The following is a 23,985-nucleotide window of genomic DNA, read 5'->3' as shown; positions in this document are numbered from 1 at the left end:
ATAATAACCCTTAATTCAGGTATTAAGATAAAAAAAACATCTATCAAAATTAACAATGACAAATCAAGTAATAACTCAAGGAATTGCCACTCAAGATTATTGCGTTTTCGGATTAGCCACTTACTTTCTCAGAGAAGAAGGAGAAACCAAAGAAGTCAAAATAATTGAGCCTATCCCCTCAGCCGCCCTAGAAGCCTTATTCAAAGGCATTCCTACCTCCTACGAAAAAGCGATCGCACTTACTATTGGGGAAATTATCGAAGAAGATAAACTGATTAAACCAAGTCTATTCCCTTCAGAAAGTTTATTTTGCGAAGACTTTATCAACCGCACATTTGCCGCTACCCGCACCTACCAAACCAAGCCCAGTGCAAAGGAATTAATTAACTTAGGTGATTGTAAAACTGACTTCAACTATTCTACAGAAAGAAAAAGAATGCTAAATAACACCAATATTGTTTCCGATGATGATAATGTAAAACAGCACCCTAATACTCACAAAAGACTTTAAAGTATTAACTTTATAAATTGATTCATGGTGTGAGTAGTGAAACAATGTCTTGGCATAAAAGTTATTTTTGATTCTTGCCTTAATTGTTTCTGTTTTTTTCTGCTATATGTGTAAAAGCAGAGAATGTTTTTCAAAATTCCCATTCAAAACGTCATAATAGAGAGTATTTATCAGCAGAAATGAGGAAAAATACTTTTACAACGACGGAAACATTAACAGTAAATAATAATCAGCAAGAAATAGTAATGGATAGGAAAATAAAACTTTATGGAGGAAGTCGTAGTCGTGCTTCTATTATTCAATGGTATCTTGAGGAAATAGGAGTAGATTATGAGTTTATTCTCCTCGATATGGCAAATAAAGAACATTTATCTCCAGAATTTTTGAAACTAAACCCCATGGGAAAAGTTCCTGTAATTATAGATGGAGACTTTATTCTGTGGGAATCGGGAGCGATATTGTTATACTTGGCAGAAAAATATGGTCAAGAAATTGACTCTTTAGAAACAAGAAGTATTTTTAATCAATGGATTTTATTTGCTAATTCAACCCTCTCTACAGGTTTATTTATTGAAGCAAATCGAGAAAGGGAAATATCTAAATTACTCCCTCCTTTAGAAAAAATCTTACAATCCCATTCTTTTCTCTTAGGAGACAAATTAACCGTTGCCGACATCGCAGTGGGTTCCATGTTAGCTTATACTCAAATTTTATTGAAATTAAACTTGGGGGATTATCCTGCTATTAGCAATTATATTGACACTATCTCTCAACGTCCTGCTTTCACTAAAACAATCGGTAATAGATAATCTGAGTTAGGGGTTATAAGAGTTCGCCTTCGGTCATAAATGGAGTTAAAATCGACAAATTTTTATGAAAAACTGTCAGGAATTGATTTTATTATCTTCAATTCTTGGATTGGTTAATCATGAATTCAAGAGTATTTAACTCCAAACCTGCCCTTATTTTATATTCTCGTGTTCAACCGAGGCTATTAAAAAACTAATTACTAAAAACTTTCGACTTTTCACCTAAGAAACAATTTTTTCACGTCTCTGTCATTAAGTAATAATATGTTTATAAAAAATTAACATTACTATGAAGGGGATTTAAGATTTATAGCGGAGAATTACTATGATTAAATTTTATGCTTTTATATTAAGTTGTCTAACTTTTTTGTTGGTAACAACCCCTGCTTATGCGGGTAGATTGTTATTTTGGCGCTATGAAACAAATCAAAATAGATTACTTTTTACTACAGACCAAGGGGTGCAACCTACAGCTCAGTTAATTGCTAATCCTACTCGCTTGGTAATTGATTTACCCGGAACTACTTTGGGAAGACCAACTATTAATGAAACTTATGGCGGTCTGATTACCAGTTTAAGAATTGGTCAGTTTGATTCTCGTACCACTCGGTTAGTTATTGAATTAGCTCCCGGATATATTTTAGATCCCCAACAGATAAAAATTAAAGGCTTATCTCCCACTCAATGGTCTGTGGATTTACCTCAACCGCAACGGGGTAATTTTCCAGCTCCTTCTTCTTCTCCTTCTACTCCTTCTGACCCCTATAATTCTTCTAGTAATTCTAATAGTTCTAGCAATACCCGTAGTCTTAGTGCTAATAACAGTAATGACAATAATAGTGGCAACAACAATACTGCTAGTGGAGGTAATGAGATACAAGTTACTTCTAGTGGCTTAATTGTGGGTATTGACGGTGATCATCGTAATCAAATAAAAGTCGATCGCAGTCGAGACAGGAAAAAAATTAATTTTGAAATTAGTAATATCAACATTCCTGCTAATTTTCTTAAATCTTGGGCAGTAAATCAATATGGTGTAGAAAATATAGAAATTACTCAAAGACGCAATTCTGCTTTATTAACCTTGAATGTTCATCCTGATAGTCCAGACTGGCAGGGGAGTTTTAGTCGCATGGGAGGCTTTGTGTTGTGGCCTCAGGGGGGAATTAGTCGGGTGATGGACTTATCTAATAATAGTAAGTCTGTTGTGGCACAATCTAATGTTTCTCCTGCTCGTGGTAGTATCAATAATTCTCAAAAAACTCTCATCGAAGCGATCGAAGTTAATAATAACCAATTAGTGGTTAGAGGAAATCAACGTATTCAAGCGAAGGGAAGTTGGGCAACGGCAAATCAGGTTTATCAGTTACGGATGGAAAACACCGATTTAGCCCCTAGTTTTAAATCCCCCACTCTGCCTTCAGGAAGCCCCATTTCTCGTTTACGTATTTGGCAACCTGATGATAAAACTGTTGTTCTTTTAATTGAACCTGCTTTAGGAACGAGAATTAATAGCCCTAGTCAATTAAATGAACGAGTGGTGACATTGCCTTTAAGTGGGTATGTTAGTCGTTCATCCTCTACCCCTGTTACTCTTAATCGTCCAACTTCTTCTAGTAATAATTCCCAAGCTGTCACCAACATTCCCGTTACTCCTGCTCCTAATAGTATAAGTCCTTTTGATTACACTCCGAGGGACAACTCCCGCCCTGTTCTACCTGTTACCAATTCTGCTCCCTTACCTAATCGACCTGTTACTAATGGTAGAGTGGTCGTTATGATTGATCCGGGTCATGGTGGGAAAGACCCCGGTGCGATCGGAATTGGGGGAATACAGGAAAAGCATATTGTTTTAAGTATTTCTCAACAACTGGCTCGTATCTTAGAACAGCAAGGCATACAAGTACGAATGACAAGGGATAGTGACTATTTTGTCAGTCTTCAAGGGCGTACGGAAATGGCAAACCGAATCAATGCTGATTTATTTGTGAGTATTCATGCTAATTCTGCCGGAGCAAATAAGCCTCAAGTCAGTGGTTATGAAACCTATTATTTTCAAAATGGTAAGGCTTTGGCGGATACTATTCATCGTAATGTTTTGCGAAGAGTTGATGTAAATGATCGTAAAGTCCGACAAGCAAGGTTTTATGTTTTGAGAACTTCTAATATGCCTGCGGTGTTGGTAGAAACTGGTTTTGTGACTGGTAGAGAAGATGCGGCGAAGTTAACTAATCCTGCTTTTCAAAGACAAATAGCAGAAGCGATCGCAGCAGGAATTATTGAGTATATTAAAACTAATCGCCTCTAAGTGTTAGTGAAGTGTGTGAGTAATCAGAGGAGTGGGACTTAAGGTATTGGGGGAAGAGGAGTTAGGGATTAGGAGTTAGGAGTTATTAATTATCAACTATTTACCTTTGCCCTTTACCCTTTTTTCCCCTTTGATGACTAATTACTAATTTCTATTTACTTTTCTGAGTAGTTTTGCTTAAATTAAGATAATTTTGATTGCAATATTGAACGTTATATGAAAAATTCTTTGGGTAATAGAATTGGTGTGTTTGATAGTGGAGTGGGCGGTTTAACTGTTCTCAGAAAACTTTATCGTTATTTACCTCAAGAATCAATTCTCTATTTTGCTGATACCTTACGTCTTCCCTATGGCACTCGTAGTAAGGAAGAAATCATTTTATTTGTGCGTCAAATTCTCGATTGGATGCAGTTTGAAGGTGTCAAAATGGTGATAATGGCTTGTAACACCAGTTCTGCTTTAGCATTGGAAACAGTACAGTCTGAATATGACTTTCCCATTCTGGGGTTAATTCACCCCGGAGCAAAAGGTGCTGTTAAGGTGGGAAAAAGAGTCGGCGTTATCTCTACGGTGGCAACAGCTAAAAGTAATGCCTATAGAGATGCGATCGCAGAAATTGATCCCAAAACACAAGTATGGCAAATAGGATGTCCCGAATTTGTGCCTCTCATTGAACAAAATCGTATTTATGATCCTTACACCAAAAAAGTGGCTCAACAGTATCTCAAGCCTCTTATAGAAGCGAATATCGATACTTTAATTTATGGATGCACCCATTATCCTCACCTTAAAGGGGTTTTATCGGAAATTCTCCCCTCTTCAGTACGATTTATCGATCCTGCAGATTATGTAGTAAGAGCGGCAGAAAAAGAACTAGAACTGATGAACTTGCGTAATCATGGTTTATTGTTGCCTACCCGTTTTTGTGTTAGTGGTAACAGTGATGATTTTGCCATGACATCCAAGCAGTGGTTAGGTTTTACCCCTCATGTTGAGAAGATTCATTTACCCTCAAGCAAAGTAATAGAATTGCACAATTCAACAGAGATTGAGATAAATCAACATCATCTTTACGCAGAAAGTTTAATCGCTTAATCCATAAAAATTAAATTGAGAATTGAAGATTAAGAGTCGATTAGGGAGGTTTCAGGTTTTAATTAATTGTGGCTCTCTTCGCTCTCTTACTTCTCATTATGTCAATTATTGGTTACCTGAGTTCGATGAAAAAAGTATCGAAAAATAAAGCGTTGAGAGTTATCATCGAGCCAATTTTGGAATAAAAAATTATTAAATTTAGGAAAAACTCATTTAAAATCAATTTATTCAGCTTTTTTGTCAATAATTATTACTTTTAACTCCGTTCACGACCGAAGGGAGTGCATGAGAGCAGCGAACTCTCCGAACCCCGAACTCCGAACTCAGGTATTGGTTAGATAAGCTGATGGGCAACAGGCAACAGGGAATTGTTCAATAGTAAAAGATAAAATCGAAAATTTTATATCAAACTCAGGTTAAATATTCTTTAATGATATTTACCGATTCTTAATTCCTTAACCATTTTCTTTTGCTAATAAAAAACCTCCTATTAATAAGCCGATAAAATTGGGAATCCATGCCGCCATCAAAGGAGAAATAATCCCAATTAATCCCAAACTACTAATCATAAAACTACCTAAATAATAAAAGAAAACTATCCCGACACATAAGCCAAAACTGGTTGCTTTACTAGCATTATTCGGGCGACTTCCTAAAGATGAACCCACTAAACCAAAAATTACACAAACAAAAGGAAAAGATATTTTTTGGGCAGTGCGAACTTGGAACATTAATACTGTTTTATCATCTCCTAATAGTCTTAATAGTTTAATATATTCTAATGATTGAATGATATTCATTTCGTAGGGATCTCTACTTTTGGACGCTAATTCTAGGGGGGTTTTTGGTAAAGAAATTTGAGTTTTTTCAAAGAATTTACCCTCAGCTTTTATCTGATTTTTGGTGATGTCATAGATAAATCCATTAAACAAATCCCACACTTTATCCTGATTATTCCATGTTCCTTTTTCAGAAATAATTACTTTATTTAGTCCTTTTTTTTCTGTGTCTAATATGGTCAAAGACTGCATATTTTCTCCATCAAATTCTTGGGCATAAAATAAAGTTTTTAAGTATTTATTACTCTTCCCATTTTTTTCTTTTACATTTACATATTCTGGATAAAAAATATCTTGTCTTAATAAAAATTTTCTTTGTTCGTTGATTTGTTCTACTAAAATTGTTGTTGCTTTATAATTAGCATTGGGTACAATTAATTCATTAAAAATAAAGGTTAATCCTGTCACTATTAAACTTAAAATTAAAGCTGGTGTTATCAATCTATAAAGACTTAAACCGCAGTTATAAAAAGCAATTAATTCGCTATCTTTACTCAGACGACTATAAGTCATTAATGTGGTTAACAATACAGAAATGGGTAGCGCGTAAGCCACATATTCAGGTATCTTTAAAAAGAAAATTTGTAACGCATAAATAAAGGGTAAGTTTGCATTGACTATTTTATAGCTTAAATCAGATAAAGTTGCGATCGCAACTCCTAATGTGGAAAAAATAGCAACACTAAAAATAAAAGGAGGAATTAACTCCTGAAATAAATAAGAATCTAAAATAGAGAATTTAAAAGGACGCATTCAACCTAAAATAATAAATTGATAACCCAAGAATTTTTCACCCTATATATTAACTTTATTTAGTTAGAGATTCATAACTAGAATCAATGATCAAATTAACAAAACTACTTTTTTCATCTTATCCAGTTGTTTTTATTCTGGTACTAGGATTAATTATCAGAATCATTATCGCTTTATTTTTATTTCCGGGATATGATGAAGCATACTATTTTCTTTATAGTAAAAATTTAGATTGGAGTTATTTTGATCATCCGATTTTGGTAGCTTTAACCACAGGTATAGGAGTGTGGCTAACAGGAGAAGTCAATCAGTTTACCATTAGAATTGGTACTTTAATTATTTCTACAGTTAGTTTTTATTTGTTATATGTAACAGGAAAAAAGTTATTTGGTTTTCAAAGTGCATTGTTTTCCCTGATTATAGCCTCTTTAATTCCCATTTTCACAGTTGCGATCGGAGTTTTAACTTTACCTGATGTCCCCTTAATTTTTTTTTGGACTCTTACTTTATACTATGCCAGTGAAGAATTTTTTTTCCATTCTCCCCAAGAAAAATATCAACCTAGTTTTCGTTTAGTTATTATCTGCATTTGTATTGGTTTAGCTTGTTTGAGTAAATATCACGGCTTTATTCTTGGTTTAGGATTAATCGGGTTTTGCCTTTTTAATTCCCCCTATAGACGGGTTTTTACTTCAGGTTGGCTATTATTGGGGATTATTTGTTTTATACTTACCCTGTTTCCCCTTATATATTGGAATTGGCAACACGATTGGGCCTCTTTTGCTTTTCAACTATCTGGGCGCTTTCAGTCAGAAAACCCTACTCCTTTCTCCATTAATCTGCTTAATATTCTAGTTACTGCCTTAGCTACTATTGGTTATCTATTTCCTAGTTTTGGTTTTCCTTTGTGGTGGGTTAGTGGAAAAAGTAGTTATCAAGAGTTAATTAAACCCTGTCACTATCCTTATCGACTAATTCTCTGGGTATCTTTACCTTTAACTGTTGGTTTTACTGTTTTAGGAGCGGTAACACAAATATTACCAACATGGTCTATGCCGGGTTTTTGGGGATTAACCTTGATTTTAGGCGACTATACCTCAAAATGGTATAAATATAGGCGTAAATTCATTTATCGTTGGTTTTATTTATCTTTTCTGTTTACTGTTACTATTTTTATTATTGGATTATTGCATTTTCAAATTGGATTACTGCAAAAACCGAATCAAAATACTTTTTTCAACGGTATTATTTCCCCTCAAAATGACCCTTCTACAGAATTAATTGATATTGTACAATTAAGAAAATTATTGGCAGATTCTCCTCAATTTAATCAAGCCTTAAAAGAAGCAAACTTTATCTTTACCAATCAATACTATTTAGGTGGTTATATTGGAATGGCGATCGCACCTTTAACCAATACTCCTGTAACCTGTTTTAGTAATGATAGTCGAGGTTTTGACTATTGGCATCCGACAAAAAAAGAATTAATCGGCAAAAACGGTATTTATATTACATCAGAAAGATTTGCGGAAAATCAAGAAAATGGAACAAAATATAGTCAATTTTTTAACCAATGGAATAAAATAACTCAAATATCCTTAAAAAGGTCTGGAGAAATCACGGAAACTTTTAATATCTATCTTGGAAAAAATTTTATCTCTTTCCCATAATTAAAGAGTAAAGAGTAATGGGGAAAATCTTGGAGGTTAGGGAAGACGAGTTCAGAGTTCGGGGTTAGGAGTTAGGAGTTATTAATTAAACACTCTTGCCCTTTGCCCTTTTAACTTTGCCTTAAGTAATAGAGCTATTAATTTCCAAACCATTTTTGATAAATTTCATTATAAGTACCATTTTCTTTTAAGGTCAAAATTGCTTCGTTAATCGGTTGGCGATAAATGCTATTTAATTTTAAAACAATGGCATAGTCTTGAGGATCAAAAACATTCCCTACAACCTGTAGATTATATTTTGTGTCTTGTTTTGCATAGTACATTAAAACAGGAGCATCATAAACAATTGCTCTAATTTCTTGATTTTTCAAAGCTGAATAAGCCTTATGAATATCATCATAAGTAATAACTTGAGCTCCAATCATCTGTAGAAAATTAGCTGAGGTAGTATTGGCTAGAGTCCCAACTTTTTTGTCTCGTAAATCATGATAAGTATGTATATTTGCTTGTATTCTGTGTAGTGTAAGATCTGAGGATACGGAAGCAGTAAAGTAAGAAATGAGCAAGATTCCTGTAAACATCCATAGGGTTGCTAATAATCTTCCTCCGAAAGTGATAGGGGTTTTATCTCCATATCCTACTGTTACTAAGGTTACTATAGACCACCAAAAAGATTCCCAAATACCTTTTAAATATTTTTGAGGGAACATTTCTGGATTTTTTTTCCTTTCTAAAAACCACATTAAATGGGCACAAATTATGGTAACTATGATTAAAAAACCAATGGTATTCCACAGTATTGGAGAGAAAAAAGAACGTAAAAAAACCACAAAAGGAGAGGCTTGTTTTCCAGAGACCAAAATCTTTAAACCTGACTCAAAAATAGGATGGGAAAAGTCGATTATTTTTTCCCTCTCAGATGTCATCGATATACCTGCTATGGCAACGTCTGCTTCTCCTGCTATAACCCCATCAATTAATTCTTGTACATTATTTTTTTCCTTTATAGTGTAGTTAATATTTAATTCAGATGCGATCGCATCCCACAATTCCATACTAAAACCCGTATATTTTTGCTTATCTATGATCACTAAAGGGGGGAAATGATTGGTGATAACTTTAAGGTTAGTTTCCGAATTTATAGGTTGATTTATATTGTTATTTGTGGTTTCTTGAGATAAACAATGATTAGGAAAAATGCTAGATATTAATAAGATTAAAGTATTTATGAGTAAAAATTTATTTTTAAAAATCATCAGTAACAAAAATTATGTATTCTTTCTTAAAAAATCCAGTAATCATACTGTTTAATAAAACTGAGAATTTAGAGCTTAATAAATCTTAAGAAGTGAATAAAATATTAACAAGATTTTAATTGCATTATGGGGAAAAGAAATAATCATTGTTAAGAAAAAGTAAAAAAAGCCTAAATAATTGACGAACTGAAGTAAGAATAATTAAATTATAATTGTTTCATTTCCATTCCTCGCATAGGTCGTTTTTGATGTTAAGAAAAATTAGCCTCTTACTCACCACTTTATCCATTTTTGGTCTTGAGTTTATACCAGTCCAAGCTCAAGAAATTATTATTGATGGTAGCACTGCCACTATTGTAACCAAAGAAGGCGATCGCATTTTAATTGATGGACAAACCCTATCCAGAGATGGAAAAAACCTTTTTCACAGTTTTCAGGAATTTGGCTTAACTCCTCAACAAATAGCCACATTTCTCACTAATCCTAACATCCAAAATATCTTAACCAGAGTCACTGGGGGCAACCCTTCTTATATACAAGGGCTAATAGAAGTCACTGGGGGCAACTCTAATCTTTTCATCATGAATCCTGCGGGGATTGTCTTTGGGCAGAATGCCAGTTTAAATGTTCCTGCCGACTTCACCGCCACTACTGCCACAGGTATAGGTTTTGGTAACGGTATATTTAATGCTATTGGTAACAACGACTATCAAAACTTAATAGGCAATCCCAACAGTTTTATTTTCAACACAGATAAACCCGGAAGCATCGTCAACTCAGGGGATTTAACCCTAGCAAAAGGACAAAATCTCAATCTTATCGGTGGCAATGTTATCAATACAGGAATTATCGAAACTCCCCAAGGTAAAATCAATATACAAGCAGTGCAGGGAACATCTAGGATAAAAATAACCCCAGAGGGTAGTTTATTGAGCTTAGAGATTGATATACCTAAAGATGAGCAAGGAAATGTATTGGGTTTCACCCCTCAAGATTTACCGACTTTGCTCACAGGGGCAAAAAATACGGGTTTGGAAATTAGTGATGTAACTGTTAATAATAATCAAGTACAAGTGGGAAATGCTACCATCTCAGATGGTGCAGATAGTAATTTAAGTGGTTATGCCGTTGCTTCAGGGGAAATCAGCACAACTTCTCAAAATTTGGGGGGAGAAATCACCATCTTAGGGGATAAAGTGGGAGTTATCCAAGGGGAAATTACCGCAGACGGCAATAATGGCGGTGGAAAAGTATTAATTGGAGGAGAAAAAAAAGGTCAAGGCACTATTCCCAATGCTGAAATTACCTATATTAGTCCTGATTCTCAGGTTTCTGCTTCTGCTACCCTTAAAGGCAATGGAGGAGAAATAATTGCTTTTGCTGATAATCATGCTAGTATTCACGGGGAGTTGAAAGCCAGAGGGGGAGAGCTTGGCGGTGATGGGGGATTTGTTGAAACCAGTGGGGTTAATTCTTTTCAGATAACGACTATCCCAGATACAGAAGCTATTGTCGGGCAACCGGGAGAATGGTTAATTGACCCTTCTAATATTGAGATTGTAGCCGAAGGTGAACCAGTTAATATTAATATTTTTAGTCCTTTTGAACCCACAGGCGATAGTGCCGTTTTACCCGTTGGCTTAATTCAAGATGGTTTACAAATTGGTAGTGTCACAGTTTCTACTCAAAGTGAAGGGCAAGAAGCAGGAAATATTATTTGGAATAGTGATGCCATTCTTAATTATGCAGGAATTGGCACAGATAGCGGCATAGTCAAAACTCTTACCCTTGAAGCTAATAGGAATATTCGTTTCGGTGGTGTTATTGAGAATCAAGATACCCTTTCCACAGATTCCCTCAATGTCGTCTTTAATTCCAATCTCACAGGAGAAACAGGAGGTGCGATCGCACTTTTAGAAGGTTCATCCATTAATACCAATGGCGGAAATATAGTACTGGGGGGAGGTTCAGACCCTTTAAATGGCTTTGCTGTAGGCACACCAGACTTATTATTTCCCGAAAATACTACCTCAACGGAAACCTTTAACAACGGTGTTGATATAAAAGGAAACCTCAATGCAGAAGGGGGAAATATATCCATCAAAGGAGAAGGCTTATCTTCTTCTACTGCCGTTAATAATGTAGGCGTTTCTATTGGGGGAGTCAATACGGTAATAATTAACACTAGGGGAGATGGTGTTATTGACATACAAGGTATCGGAGGCGATGGTAGTGCTGTAGATGTTGACGGAAATAGTAACAATATCGGTATTCTTTCAGCAGGGGGAGTTATCAAAACTGAAAATGGTAATATTAATCTCATCGGTAACGGTGGCACAGGCTTAAATGGAGATAGTGGCGTTAAAGTCACCTACGGCGAAATTACCACTTTAGGCAATGGTTTCGTCACCCTAGAAGGCGCAGCTAACAATGGAGTAGGATTTGGATTAGAAATAGGTGGTTCAGAAAATACACTAATTACCACAAATGGAAATGGAGATATTAACCTCGTAGGAAATTCCAATAGTAGAGATGGTGTTAGTATTGGTTCATCTTTAACCCCTTCAGGACAAACTACTAACATCACAACTAACGCTACAGGTTCAATTAATATTCTAGGAAATACCAATATTCCTAATAACGACAATCAGGGAATCGACATCAAGGAAGCCAGTTTCATTCAATCAGCAAATAATCTTCAACTCCTCTCTAATGGAGATATTTTACAAGATAGTCAATCTCAAATTACTGCCCAAGGATTCTCTACTATTGGGGCAATTATACCTTCAGGGGAATTTTCCATTCCTGCGAATATTTCCTTAATAGGTACGGAAAATGACTTTAACGTTTTAGAAACCAGTATTGCCAATAATCTTACGGTAATTGATGTTAATGATTTAATCCTCTCTAATCAAATCATCAGTGGAAATCTTGATATTTTAATAGGTAATACCCTAACCCAAATATCGGAAAGCAGTATCAGTGTTTCAGGTAATACCAGTATTACTACCAGCGATCCCAATTTAGCTGATGTCAATATAAATAACTTTAATCCTAGTGGCACAGTTTTAGATGAAGTTTTAATTGGTGGTAACTTTACCCTTAACTCCGCAGGAGAAGTAACCCAAACTCTCACAGGGAAAGTGCAGGTAGCAGGGGAAACCATTATTAACCCATCTTTGGATAATTTAACCAATGCAGATAACATCATTAATAGTGAAGCAAGAAATATAGTCGATATTGATGGAGATGGAAATATTTTTATTCGTCAATTAGGAATTGTTAATGTTTCTGAATTGTTGCTAAATGCAGAAATAAGTACAGACATTACAGGTAATTTAACGGTAATTAGCGAATTTCCCACAGGAAACCTTGCTTTTAATGATTCACCCATAACAGGAGGGCAAGTTATTAATTTAGCGGGGAATTTTGGTAATAATTTGAGTATAACAACCACTGCCCCTGAAGTTGTTCCCGTAACTGCAACTCTCCCCGCTATCATTCAAACTGATGCCATTAACGTTGCTGGTAATACTTTACTCAATGCTACTTCTCAAGGTGATATTACCCTCAATCAGAATAATAATTTTGTCGGGGCGGTAAGTATTGAGCAAGGAAATAATGTCAGTATCAGAGATGTTAACACTTTAAATGTTGGTAATTCTTTAGTTAGTGGTAATTTAACTTTAAACACCAATGGTAATTTAAGTGATAGTGGAGGGATAAATGTTAGTGGTTTAACTGCGCTTAATCCTAACAATAATGATATTATTTTCGATTCAGTTAATAACGACTTTCAGACGGTTAATTTACGCAGTGGCAATAACGTTATTCTCACAGATATTAATGACTTAACTTTATCTAATGATTTGGGAAGCATTAATCTTTTGGGGGATTTAGATTTAAGAATTGCTAACACGAATATTCTTAATACAGCTATTCAAGCTCAAAGTCTTCTTACTGATAGCAATGGTGTTACTCAAATTGATACATCTTTCATCACTACAACAGGTAATCAAACTTATAATGATCCAGTAATATTAACCAGAAACACTACTATTACAGGGGATAATATTGCTTTTAATTCCTCCATCGATTCTTCAGAAACACCTGTTAACCTAAATGTAAGAGCAACCAATAATCTTAATTATGGAGATGGTATAGGAAGCGATCGCATCGGTGGTAATATTGGATTAAATAACTTACAAAGCAGAGCTTTAAATACATTTCTCAATATCAACTTAAATGGTTTACCAGACTCTGCTGTGAGTATTCGCACCTTGGGTAATCAACTTTTCTCCACTTCCAGCGCTAACCCCAACGTCATTGCCAATGCCTTCTTGTTTCAAAACACCATCTTAGAAGGAAATAACATCGATATAATCCTACCCACTCAAGTAGATAGCAATTCCTCCACTCCTATTTCTTTCACCGTCAATGCTTTAGGTTATGTCAATATCGAAGGAGATGGCAATATTAACGATATACCCCTTGCTATTAGCACCGCTTTACCCAACACCAGTGGTAATATCAGCATTAATGCAGGGGGAGATATAGATATAGAAGGTTTAACAGAAACAGGCAAACAATTTGGTAATGCCTTTACCCTCAATAGTGGTAATATTTCTCTCAATAGTAATAATGGTCATGTTTTAGCTGGTGGATTATTCACCGCAGGGGCATTGCAATCTGGCGCTATCAATATCACAGGGGAAGAAATTGTAACAGGAGTAATTATCGGCAATCTACCTCCTTTCGTTGCAGGGGCAGGGGCAGATATTATCATAAATGCAGAAAATACCCTCGTTGTGGGTCAAATTCAAGGACAATCCCTCACTGTTGAAGGAAATCTAGCCCTAAGTAACTTTTCCGCCCTTGGTTTTCCTTTACCGCCTGATCCTGAATTAGCACCTTTAATGAGTTCTAATATTACAACTACTGGAAATCAAACTTTTAATGGTTCAGTTTTTCTCGATGATAGTGTAACTTTCACAGGGCAAAACATCAATTTTAACGGCGGTGTTGACTCTTTTAACTTCACTCTCCAGCTAACAGGCACAACGATTCCCCCTGAAGTCTTTACCGTCTTCTTAAGTGATATTCAAAACAGAGAAAGGGCAACTCCTCAAGCAGTAACAGTCAATGCAGGGGCAATTATTAATTTAGGTGATGGTATTGGCAATGATACTTTGGGAAATATTGCAGGTTTAGCGAGTTTAACCACCAATAATGTACCAACAAATATTAATATCGGTGGTAATGGTGATAGCATCGTTACTACAGGAGAGCAAGTATTTAATGGTGTCGTGACATTGCAAGATAACTCTATTCTGAAGGGAGGTAATATTTCTTTCAATCAAACCCTTAATAGTCAAGAAGGAGAAAATAATAATTTAACGGTTAACAGTAATAACCTTATTTTTAATCAAGCAGTAGGAAATATTCAACCTTTAGGAGAAGTTACTCTCAATGTGTTGGAAGAAGCCCAACTTAATCAATTTAATAGCAATAGTTTAATTACTGATAGTCAAGGCTTAACCCGATTAAATGCGAATGTTACTGCTACGGGCAATCAGACTTATAATGACAATCTTGATATTACCAATAACATCATCTTAGTTAGCACCCAAGGAAGTCTTAATTTTAATAACACCGCTTCGGTATCAGGAAATCTAACCTTACGGGGTTTCACTGCCATTAGTTTTCCTGAATTAAACTCTTTTGCAGGTAATGATGGTCAATTATTTTTACAAACTAATAATACTGGTTTTTCTTTTGGTAGTAGAGAAAATAGTCAAGTAATTGTAACAAATCTTAATAGTGTTAATGGTTTTAGTCGTGTCACTGTAAGCAATGATGTAGATAAAGCGATCGCAATTAATGAACCTTTAACAGTAAATGACCCCATAACACTAGAAGGTACTGATATATTTGTCAACGCACCCATTAACGGCAACGATAACGCTTCCATTACAATTAACGGGGATGGTTCAACCACAACTCTTAACGCTGACATTATCACCCTAGCTAATCCTATCATTATCAATGACAATGTCATTTTAGGAAATAATGTTTTACTAAGCACTACCAACGAGACAGAAAGTGCAGATATAAATATTTTTGGCAATATCGATGGCACTCAGAATCTAAGTTTTAATGCCCTTAATAGTAATATTTTTGTTAGTGGGGAAATAGGAGGCACTCAACCTCTAAATAATTTGACCATTACAGCCAATACGACTAATTTTACTGGTGGTTTTGTGGGAAGTTTAGGCAACCAAATTCTTAATAGTGAAATTTTGGTAACGGGCAGTAATATTGACTTTGAGGCTCAAGGAGAATTTTTCAGTGGTAATATATCAACCCCCGGATTAGATTTAGATATTAATGCCGCTAGTATCACGACGGGTAATATTAATACTTCTGCTAGTTTAGAGCAATCTGTTGCTCCCTCTGTGGGTGATATTAACCTTAACTCTTCGAGCAGTATTAACACAGGTAACATTGAAGCCAATAGTAATACTGGTCAACAAGGTGGGAATATTACCTTAAGTGGCGTTGGAGATATTAATGTTGGTAGTATATTATCTTTTTCTGATGGTTTTGATACCAGTGCTGAAGGTGGCACAGTTGATATTCAAACTCAGGGTAATTTAAGTACAGGTAGCATTATCTCTCGCTCTTGTGCAGGAGGAGAAAGTTGTGGCAGTTTGGGGGTAGAAGATGTCATTAGTGGTGATGGTGGCAATATTAGCTTACAAGCAGGGGGAAATATTCAAATATTGGGAAACATTGATTCTCGCTCTTTTTCTGGTTCTAGTTTTGGTAGTGCGGAAACGGGAAATGCTGGAGATATTTCTATAATTGCAGGTAATGATATTACTGTTAGTTCATCATCAGATACTCTAAATATTTTGGCTTCTTCCAGGGCATTAGCACCTTTTGATGTTACTGCTTCTAATGGGGGAAGTGTTAATGTTCAAGCTGAGGGAAATATCAATTTTAATAGTGACAATATTGGTTTAATTGAAACGACTTCTTTTGCTTTAGAGTCAGAAATTAGTGAAGTTGGTGATAACGTGGGGTTAATTAGTAGTGGCAATGGGGGAGATGTTACGGTTAATGCTTTGGGAGAAATCAATCTCGGAGTTTCTATTTTTACTAACTCAGGATATTTTTGTGATAATGGCTGTGAGTTTGGGGAAAGGGGAATGGGGGGATTAATCACCCTCGATAATACTTCTTCTGAGAGTCCTAATATTAACAATATTACTGTCAATGGTGAGTTGTTTTCTGCGGCTGTAGGAGGGGGAGGAAATATTGTTATCGAAAGTCGAGGAGATATTAATGTATTTAATAACATAAGTGCTGGTTCTTCTTCTGAAGCAATTAATGCTCAGGCATTAACGGGTAATGGGGGAAATATTACTATTGATACTATCGGCAACCTGAATATTACGGGTAATGTTGATACCTCCACTTCTGCAACTTCCAACCTAGATGCGATCGCAGGTAACGGTGGAAATATTACTCTTAATGCTCTATCAATCACAGCAGGAAATATAAATAGTAGTACCAGAATTAACTCAGAAACAAGTCAAGGAAATAGTGGTAACGGTGGTGACATCAACTTAAGTGCGATCGAGGATATTGAGGTAAATACAATTAATGGTAGTAGCCAAAATGGAACGGGTGGTAATATAAATATTTCAACTACTGGCAAATTAAGAGTGTTGAACACCATTGGAGAAACAAATATCAGCATTGATAGCACGGGCGAAGATGGGGGAGGTTCAATTCTAGTCGATTTATTCCCTAATGGTATCGAAGAAGGACAAACCAGTGATTCTCGTTTACCCTTTATCGTTGGCAACTCAGAAGATAACGGCACAGAAGGTCTTATTAGTAATACACAATTCAGTATTGTTGAAGGTGAGTATTTTAACACAGTCACAGAAGGAAATATTACTGTTAATTTATTACCCGAAACTCCCATAGAGCCTCCCGTAGAACCACCTGTAGAACCACCTGTAGAACCACCTGTAGAACCACCTGTAGAACCACCTGTAGAGCCACCTGTAGAGCCTCCCATAGAACCACCTGTAGAGCCTCCTTTAGAAACAGAAAGACGCTTCCCCCTCAGCAATCCGGATAACGCCATAATACGTCCCAATGAAGATATTGTTCAAAATATTGCTTTACTGCCCCAAGATGCACCCATTGTAACCATTAGTCAGGCGAGAACAATTTTACTCAACCTTGAAAAAGAAGTGGGAGAAAAACCTGCCATTGTCTATGTAAGTTTTACCCCTAAAGGCTATCAGCCATCAGACTTTGATGAGGATTTTGCTCGTCGAGAAATCAATAACACCAATGAATATAGTCAAGTTGAAATTGACTCCAATAAAGTACAACCAAATATCGCACCTCCTTCTTCTCCTGACGACATTTTAGATATTTTAGTTATTACTAATGAGGGTAATCCCATTCGTATGGTTTTACCAGTAACTCGCCAACAAATCACCCAAACCGCAACAGATTTATGGTCAAGTGTAGCGAATCCTTTTGATTTGAATGATAGCTACAAACCCTATGCTAGTGATTTATATAATTGGTTAGTGAAACCCATTGAAAAACAATTACAAGAGCGAGAAATTTCTAACTTATTATTTATTCTTCCTGCCGAGATTCGTTTTACTCCTTTAGCGGCTCTTTATGATCAAGATAGTCAAGAGTTTTTAGTGGAAAAATATAGTAGCGGTTTAGCACCTAGTTTAAATCTAAATGATAATCGTTTTCGCCCCATTCAAGATTTAAGTTTATTAGCTATGGGGGCTTCCGATTTTTCTTACCCTAATGTGACACCATTACCTGCGGTGTCTTTGGAATTACCAACTATCAGAAAAGTTTGGACAGGAGAAAATATTACAGATTCCCAAAACTATATCAATGAAAACTTTACCCTAGAACAAATCAAAAATAATTTAAGTCGTCAACCCTATGGTATAGTACATTTTGGCACTCATGGAGAGTTTAACCATACTGAGACGGAAAATAGTTTTATTCAATTGCATAATAGTCGTTTAAACTTAGAAGAAGTGCGTCAATTAGGTTTAAATGATCCTCTAGTAGAGTTAATGGTATTAAGTGCCTGTGAAACTGCTTTTGGTAATGAAATAGCGGAATTAGGCTTTGCAGGGTTGGCAGTACAAGCGGGGGTAAAAACAGCAATGGGCAGTGTTTGGCAAGTGAGCGATACTGGTACTCTTGCATTGATGACAGATTTTTATAGTCAGTTGAAATCAGCACCCATCAAAGCGGAGGCTTTAAGACAAGCTCAATTAAATCTTTTACGGGGGAAAGTGTATAAAACAGAGGATGGTAATTCTATAGTTACGCCTAATCTCTCTGTTTCTTTGGAGGGTTTACCAGAAAATTCTCGTCAGAGGGAAAATTTCTCTCATCCTTTCTATTGGGCTCCTTTCACGATGATTGGGAATCCTTGGTAATTTGATAGTTAACTAATCTGAGCTTGGTTTAAGAATATCAGATAACGTCAGTTACTAATTACTAATGGTTTATTACCTTTGCCCCTTGCCCTTTTAACTTTGCCCTTTTCGCTATCACTCATAGATGAAAATTGATCCTGAACTCAGGTTAATTTGTAATCAATTCATTTGCCATGATTGAATCATAAGCCTGTTTTGCCGCCGCCTGTTGAGATGCCTTTTTTGTTCCTCCCTTACCAGTGCCTAAAAGTTTGTCTTGTAACCAAACCTCCGCAATGAAACGTTCATTTTCCTTGGCAAAAGATTCACTTTGTCTAACTTTATAAATGGGAAGAATTTTATATTTTCCTTGAGTCCATTCTTGTAAGGCATCTTTATAATTTTCCCTAGCAGGATCAGCTTGTACTTGAATTGCTTTTTCTTGTAAAATGGGATCTAACCAAGGTCGAATTAAACTCATATCCTTAGTGCTTTCATATAAAGCCCCCAGCACAGCTTCAAAACAGTCTGCTAAACGAGAAGGCTTACCCCATTTATCATTTCTTACCCCTCCAGAAGCCAATAAATACATTTCTAAGCCGTACTGCTCGGCAATTTCAGCTAAAAAGCGATCGCTCACTAATATAGAACGAATAGCGGCAAAATCCCCTACAGGCAAATCAGGATAAGTTTCTAACAATAATTCTGCACAGGATAAACGAATGACAGCATCACCAACAAATTCTAATTGTTCATAGTTATCTTTAGGAGAGATACTAGGATGGGTTAAAGCTAAATCTAATAAGTGCCAGTTAACTGAAGATACATCTTGTAAGCCCAACTTTTGTAATAATTTTCTTAAGTCTTTCTTTCTGCGAGGGTCTTGAATCACTTTCATATACAATTAATCTATCTATATACCCAATCTCAAAATTAGCTTAGGGAATAACAACTCTCTTTTCTTAATTGTAAACCTTGACGTACCACTTGAGATCCTGCATCTCTACTGTTTCCTTTCTCTGATAAGTGCCGTTTCCAGATTTTACTGCCGGGTTGTCCTGCAAAAATTTGCAACGTATGCCTCATGATAGTATTTAATTTTAGGTTGCGAGATGTCCATAAGTCAATATAAGGATAAAGAGATTCAATAATTTCCTCTCTGGTTTTGATTGGTTGTGAACTTCCGTAAATTTCTTGATCTATAGATGCAAATAGATAAGGGTTATCATAAGCGGCTCTTCCAATCATTACCCCATCAACTTTTGTTAAGTGTTGTTTCGTGGCTTCAATGGTCTTAATTCCACCATTAATCTCTATTGTTAAATGAGGCAAATCTTGCTTAATTTGATATATATCCTCATAACGTAAAGGGGGAATTTCTCGATTTTCTTTCGGACTTAATCCCTGTAACCATGCTTTTCGGGCGTGAATTATGAAGCGATCGCATCCTGTACTACTAACTATTTTAATAAAATTCAATAAATCCTCATAGGAGTCTTGATTATCAATACCAATACGATGTTTTACTGTCACAGGAATATTAATTGCTTTATTCATTGCCTCAACACAACGGGCAACGGTATCAGGTTGAGCCATTAAACAAGCCCCAAAATTGCCGTTTTGAACTCTTGAACTAGGACACCCCACATTAAGATTAATTTCATCATAACCCCAATCTGCCCCGATTTTGGCACATTCTGCCAGTTGTTGAGGGTTATCTCCCCCTAGTTGTAAGGCAACGGGTTTTTCTTCAGGGGAAAAATCTAATAATTTAGTGCGATCGCCGTGTATTATGGCTTGAGTCGTAATCATTTCCGTATAAAGTAAGGTATGTTTAGTCAAGACACGCATTACATAACGAAAATGTCTATCAGTATAGTCCATCATTGGAGCGATACTAACTCGATAATAAGGGTTCGGAGTTCGGAGTTCGGAGTTCGGAGTTAAAGTTAACATATTAAAAATGAAGAAAAAGGCAATGGGCAAAGTTAAAAGGGCAAAAGGTAAAAGTAAATAGTTGATAATGAAGAATTAGTGTCTCCCCAACACCCCAATACCCTAATACCCTAATTATTCGCACCTTCAATAGGTGCAAAGCCTTGTCTCTGGATGTTTTCAGTCACCACACGGGGGTCTAAAAATTGTAACAAATAATCTGCTCCTCCTGCTTTTGAGCCTACCCCAGATAGTTTAAAACCACCAAAAGGTTGACGAGCGACGATCGCACCTGTGATGCCTCGGTTAATATATAAATTACCCACCTCAAACTCTTTACTAGCCTTATCGATATGGGCTGGAGTGCGAGAGTATAAACCCCCTGTGAGAGCGTAATCTGTACCATTGGCTATGTTGAGGGCATTATCAAAGTTTTCTGCCCGAATTACCGCTAAAACAGGTCCAAATATCTCCTCTTGGGCAATTACCGCATCTTCAGAAATATCAGTGAAAACAGTGGGAGGGACAAAATAACCCGTTTCAGGAGTAGGCACTTGAATGGCTAAATTACCTTCTTTCTTCCCTTGTTCAATGTATTCTAAAATACGAGCTTGGGCTGTAGCATCGATAACAGGTCCTACTTTTGTACTAGGATTTTTTGCATCCCCCACGTTAATGGATTTGACGGCTTCGGTTAAACGTTCCACAAAGCTATCATAAACAGAGTTTAGCACGATTACCCGTGAACAAGCAGAACATTTTTGCCCACTGAAACCAAAGGCAGACTGCACAACCCCGGCTACTGCTTGATCCAAATCCGCACTTTCATCGATAATAATGGCATTCTTGCCCCCCATTTCCGCAATGACACGCTTAAGATGCTTTTGTTTTGGTTGCAATATCGCCGCATCGGCATAAATTTTACAACCCACTTCCCTTGAACCTGTAAAAGCGATAACATGAATATCAGGATGTTTAACCAGATAATCTCCGACAACCGAACCTTTACCCGGTATATACTGGAAAACTCCTTTAGGAATCCCCGCTTCTACCAAAATTTCCGCTATTTTCGCCCCAATTACCGTGCTAGTTGCCGCTGGTTTAAGTAAGGCACAATTTCCCGCTACCAACGCCGCTACCGTCATCCCCGTAGCGATGGCAAAGGGGAAATTCCAAGGGGAGACAATTAAGGCAATACCTTTTGGTTGATAGAAATAGCGATCGGTTTCTCCTGCTACATCATAATTATAGCCTCGATCGAGCCTTTCCATCTCTGTGGCATAATAACGGCAAAAATCAATAGCTTCGGAGACTTCTGGATCACCTTCTTTAATGATTTTACCAACTTCATAGCACATCCACGCAATTAATTCATGGCGACGAGTTTCCATGATGTCACCTGCCTTGCGTAAAATATTCGCCCTTTCCTTGACAGGAGTTTTACTCCAAGTCTTGAAAGCCTCTTTTGCCGACTCCATCGCCTCATCTGCTTGAGAGAGGGAAATCAAGCCAATTTTACCGACAACTTCTGTGGGGTGAGAAGGGTTAACCGAGTTGATATAGCTTTCCGTTTCCACATATTCGCCGTTAATTAGGGGTAAATAGGTTTTTCCGAGCTGATTATGAACTTTTGTTAAGGCTTGTCGGGCTTTACTCAGGTTTTCTTCCCTACCATAATCCGTATCCGGTGCAGGGTTAAAATCTTTATCCTTCGTTATCGGCATCACATCCAGACTTTCTCCCCCCTTATTAAGATTATCCAGACTTTCTCCCCCCTTATTAAGGGGGGTTGGGGGGGATTCTTCCACAACTTGAGGAGGTGCGATTAATTCTGTGATGGGCTTTTCCTCCGAATTTTGCCTTAAAAACGAGCTATTAGCGGTATTTTCCAGTAAACGGCGGATTAAATAAGCCATACCGGGTAATAACTTACCATAGGGGGCATATACTCGTACTCTATAGCCTTTTTTCACAATCGCCTTAGCTAAACTCTCTCCCATGCCATAGAGTATCTGACACTCAAATCTGCGTTTCGGAATCCCTAAACTTTCCGCAATGGCGATCGCATTTGCTTGAGTTCTGACATTATGAGATGCGATCGCACCGTAGAGATATTGATGATTTTCGAGGAGAAGACGAGTTAAATTTTCATAGTTAATATCTGTTTCAGGTTTTTGATTAAATACGGGTTGATGCCAATGATTTTGACGAGATTTGATGGTTTCTTGATCCCAATATGCCCCTTTTACTAACCTAACAGTAATAGGATTACCCCGTCTTTTCGCCCAATCAATCCACTTTCTCAAATCATTTTCAGAATCCCTTAAATATCCCTGAATCGTCACCCCAATATCCGTGCGAGTGCGAAATTCATCTTCCATCAACAACTCTTGCAAAATGGCGATGGTGACATCTTTATAATTATACTGCTCCATGTCAAAATGCACCGCAGCCCCATATTCTTGAGCGTGTCTCAATAAAGTACGGATGCGATCGCACACTTTTATTTTACCACCTTCAGGATCAACGGGGTCAAATTGGGAGTAAAAAGCCGTTAACTTGACAGAAACTTGCACTTTAGGGAGATTTTCCCCGTCTGCGGTATCAATTTCGGGAACTGTTGCCCATTTTTGAGCCTGAGTGCCTAATTCGGTAATTAAATCCAGATAGCTTTGCAAATATGACTCTGCTTCTCCTTCCGTAATCACAGCTTCTCCTAACAAGTCGATGGTAAAGCCCATTTTCTCTTTACGCATCTTTTCTACAGCCTTAATTACTTCCTTGATGGTTTCCCCAGAAATGTATTTATAGGCGAGAGTTTCCACCGCTTTAGTGACAGTAGATGCGGCAAGTTGAGCAGGAGGGGAATTTGGTTCGGTAAAATTCAATAAACCCTTTAACTCATTGGGCAATTCCACCTCTTCCGCCGTCAAATACTGTTGCAGATGACGCATAACTTCCCCTTTACTCTGTAACGCAGGTAAGGCATCGATAAAACGGAATAGTTGCACCCTTAAACCGGGGTTACTCATCGTCCAATTCATCAGCTTATCATCAAACTGCATTTGTTCTTTGAGACGACTGAAAATATTACCTTTCTGTCTGGTTGCAATGATTAACTCTTCGGCAATTGCTTGAGTTTTTTCTTCATATTGAGAGGGATTTAATTGTGAGGAAACCACCATAATTTTTTGGCTAAAATGTAGCTGATTATACTTATTTTTTTGTGGATAAAATCTGGTTTTAATGCAATTTCTGCATCGTAACAGAATAGTTTTTCTAGGGTAATATCCTATCATATATAAATAGGCAAAAAAAGAA

General features: G+C 36.7%; 11 protein-coding genes. 6 read left to right on the top strand and 5 right to left on the bottom strand.

Annotated features, from left to right (window positions below; translation table 11 throughout):
* Positions 1–55: 55 nt before the first annotated feature.
* The 4 genes from Dongsha4_RS01645 to murI all read left to right on the top strand — a co-directional run bounded on the left by Dongsha4_RS01645 (position 56) and on the right by murI (position 4,723).
* On the top strand, positions 56–511 hold the full coding sequence (locus Dongsha4_RS01645) for a hypothetical protein (protein ID WP_330204048.1): 456 nt from the start codon (positions 56–58) through the stop codon (positions 509–511).
* 179 nt (positions 512–690) lie between these two features.
* On the top strand, positions 691–1,320 hold the full coding sequence (locus Dongsha4_RS01640) for a glutathione S-transferase family protein (protein WP_330204047.1): 630 nt from the start codon (positions 691–693) through the stop codon (positions 1,318–1,320).
* 325 nt (positions 1,321–1,645) lie between these two features.
* Complete coding sequence (locus Dongsha4_RS01635) at positions 1,646–3,628, top strand: N-acetylmuramoyl-L-alanine amidase (RefSeq protein WP_330204046.1); 1,983 nt, start codon at positions 1,646–1,648, stop codon at positions 3,626–3,628.
* Positions 3,629–3,844: 216 nt separating this feature from the next.
* Positions 3,845–4,723, top strand: a complete 879-nt coding sequence (murI, locus tag Dongsha4_RS01630) for a glutamate racemase (protein ID WP_330204045.1) — start codon at positions 3,845–3,847, stop codon at positions 4,721–4,723.
* A gap of 455 nt (positions 4,724–5,178) precedes the next feature.
* Here murI and Dongsha4_RS01625 read toward each other — a convergent pair whose 3' ends face one another.
* Complete coding sequence (locus Dongsha4_RS01625) at positions 5,179–6,315, bottom strand: LptF/LptG family permease (protein ID WP_330204044.1); 1,137 nt, start codon at positions 6,313–6,315, stop codon at positions 5,179–5,181.
* An 86-nt stretch (positions 6,316–6,401) separates the two neighbouring features.
* On the opposite strand from Dongsha4_RS01625, the gene Dongsha4_RS01620 reads away from it, so the two are divergent.
* Positions 6,402–7,985 carry an ArnT family glycosyltransferase gene (locus tag Dongsha4_RS01620; protein ID WP_330204043.1) on the top strand — a complete coding sequence of 528 codons (1,584 nt, stop codon included), beginning with the start codon at positions 6,402–6,404 and terminating at the stop codon, positions 7,983–7,985.
* Between the two features lie 137 nt (positions 7,986–8,122).
* On the opposite strand, the gene Dongsha4_RS01615 is transcribed toward Dongsha4_RS01620, so the two are convergent.
* Positions 8,123–9,241, bottom strand: coding sequence for a transporter substrate-binding domain-containing protein (locus Dongsha4_RS01615; protein ID WP_330204042.1), 1,119 nt, complete (start codon positions 9,239–9,241; stop codon positions 8,123–8,125).
* Between the two features lie 248 nt (positions 9,242–9,489).
* On the opposite strand from Dongsha4_RS01615, the gene Dongsha4_RS01610 reads away from it, so the two are divergent.
* Entirely contained in the window at positions 9,490–18,750 is a 9,261-nt protein-coding gene (locus Dongsha4_RS01610) for a CHAT domain-containing protein (RefSeq protein ID WP_330204041.1), read from the top strand.
* A gap of 148 nt (positions 18,751–18,898) precedes the next feature.
* Here the strand turns inward: Dongsha4_RS01610 and rnc are convergent, their stop codons facing one another.
* The 3 genes from rnc to pruA all read right to left on the bottom strand — a co-directional run bounded on the left by rnc (position 18,899) and on the right by pruA (position 23,849).
* Positions 18,899–19,627, bottom strand: coding sequence for a ribonuclease III (rnc, locus tag Dongsha4_RS01605; RefSeq protein WP_330204040.1), 729 nt, complete (start codon positions 19,625–19,627; stop codon positions 18,899–18,901).
* A gap of 35 nt (positions 19,628–19,662) precedes the next feature.
* Positions 19,663–20,685 carry a tRNA dihydrouridine(20/20a) synthase DusA gene (dusA, locus tag Dongsha4_RS01600; RefSeq protein WP_330204039.1) on the bottom strand — a complete coding sequence of 341 codons (1,023 nt, stop codon included), beginning with the start codon at positions 20,683–20,685 and terminating at the stop codon, positions 19,663–19,665.
* Between the two features lie 110 nt (positions 20,686–20,795).
* Positions 20,796–23,849 (bottom strand): L-glutamate gamma-semialdehyde dehydrogenase, encoded by a 3,054-nt coding sequence (pruA, locus tag Dongsha4_RS01595; protein ID WP_330204038.1) that lies wholly within the window; start codon positions 23,847–23,849, stop codon positions 20,796–20,798.
* Positions 23,850–23,985 lie beyond the last annotated feature (136 nt).

It is taken from the genome of Cyanobacterium sp. Dongsha4, assembly GCF_036345015.1.
GTDB lineage: Bacteria > Cyanobacteriota > Cyanobacteriia > Cyanobacteriales > Cyanobacteriaceae > PCC-10605.
Note: the sequence above shows the minus strand (reverse complement) of the source record. Positions and strands in the feature narration are given on the sequence as shown.

Bases quoted from the DNA above. Each gene is read 5' to 3' on its own strand.
- Dongsha4_RS01645 (WP_330204048.1), top strand. From the start codon at position 56: ATGACAAATCAAGTAATAACTCAAGGAATTGCCACTCAAGATTATTGC.
- Dongsha4_RS01640 (WP_330204047.1), top strand. From the start codon at position 691: ATGAGGAAAAATACTTTTACAACGACGGAAACATTAACAGTAAATAAT.
- Dongsha4_RS01635 (WP_330204046.1), top strand. From the start codon at position 1,646: ATGATTAAATTTTATGCTTTTATATTAAGTTGTCTAACTTTTTTGTTG.
- murI (WP_330204045.1), top strand. From the start codon at position 3,845: ATGAAAAATTCTTTGGGTAATAGAATTGGTGTGTTTGATAGTGGAGTG.
- Dongsha4_RS01625 (WP_330204044.1), bottom strand. From the start codon at position 6,315: ATGCGTCCTTTTAAATTCTCTATTTTAGATTCTTATTTATTTCAGGAG.
- Dongsha4_RS01620 (WP_330204043.1), top strand. From the start codon at position 6,402: ATGATCAAATTAACAAAACTACTTTTTTCATCTTATCCAGTTGTTTTT.
- Dongsha4_RS01615 (WP_330204042.1), bottom strand. From the start codon at position 9,241: ATGATTTTTAAAAATAAATTTTTACTCATAAATACTTTAATCTTATTA.
- Dongsha4_RS01610 (WP_330204041.1), top strand. From the start codon at position 9,490: ATGTTAAGAAAAATTAGCCTCTTACTCACCACTTTATCCATTTTTGGT.
- rnc (WP_330204040.1), bottom strand. From the start codon at position 19,627: ATGAAAGTGATTCAAGACCCTCGCAGAAAGAAAGACTTAAGAAAATTA.
- dusA (WP_330204039.1), bottom strand. From the start codon at position 20,685: ATGTTAACTTTAACTCCGAACTCCGAACTCCGAACTCCGAACCCTTAT.
- pruA (WP_330204038.1), bottom strand. From the start codon at position 23,849: ATGGTGGTTTCCTCACAATTAAATCCCTCTCAATATGAAGAAAAAACT.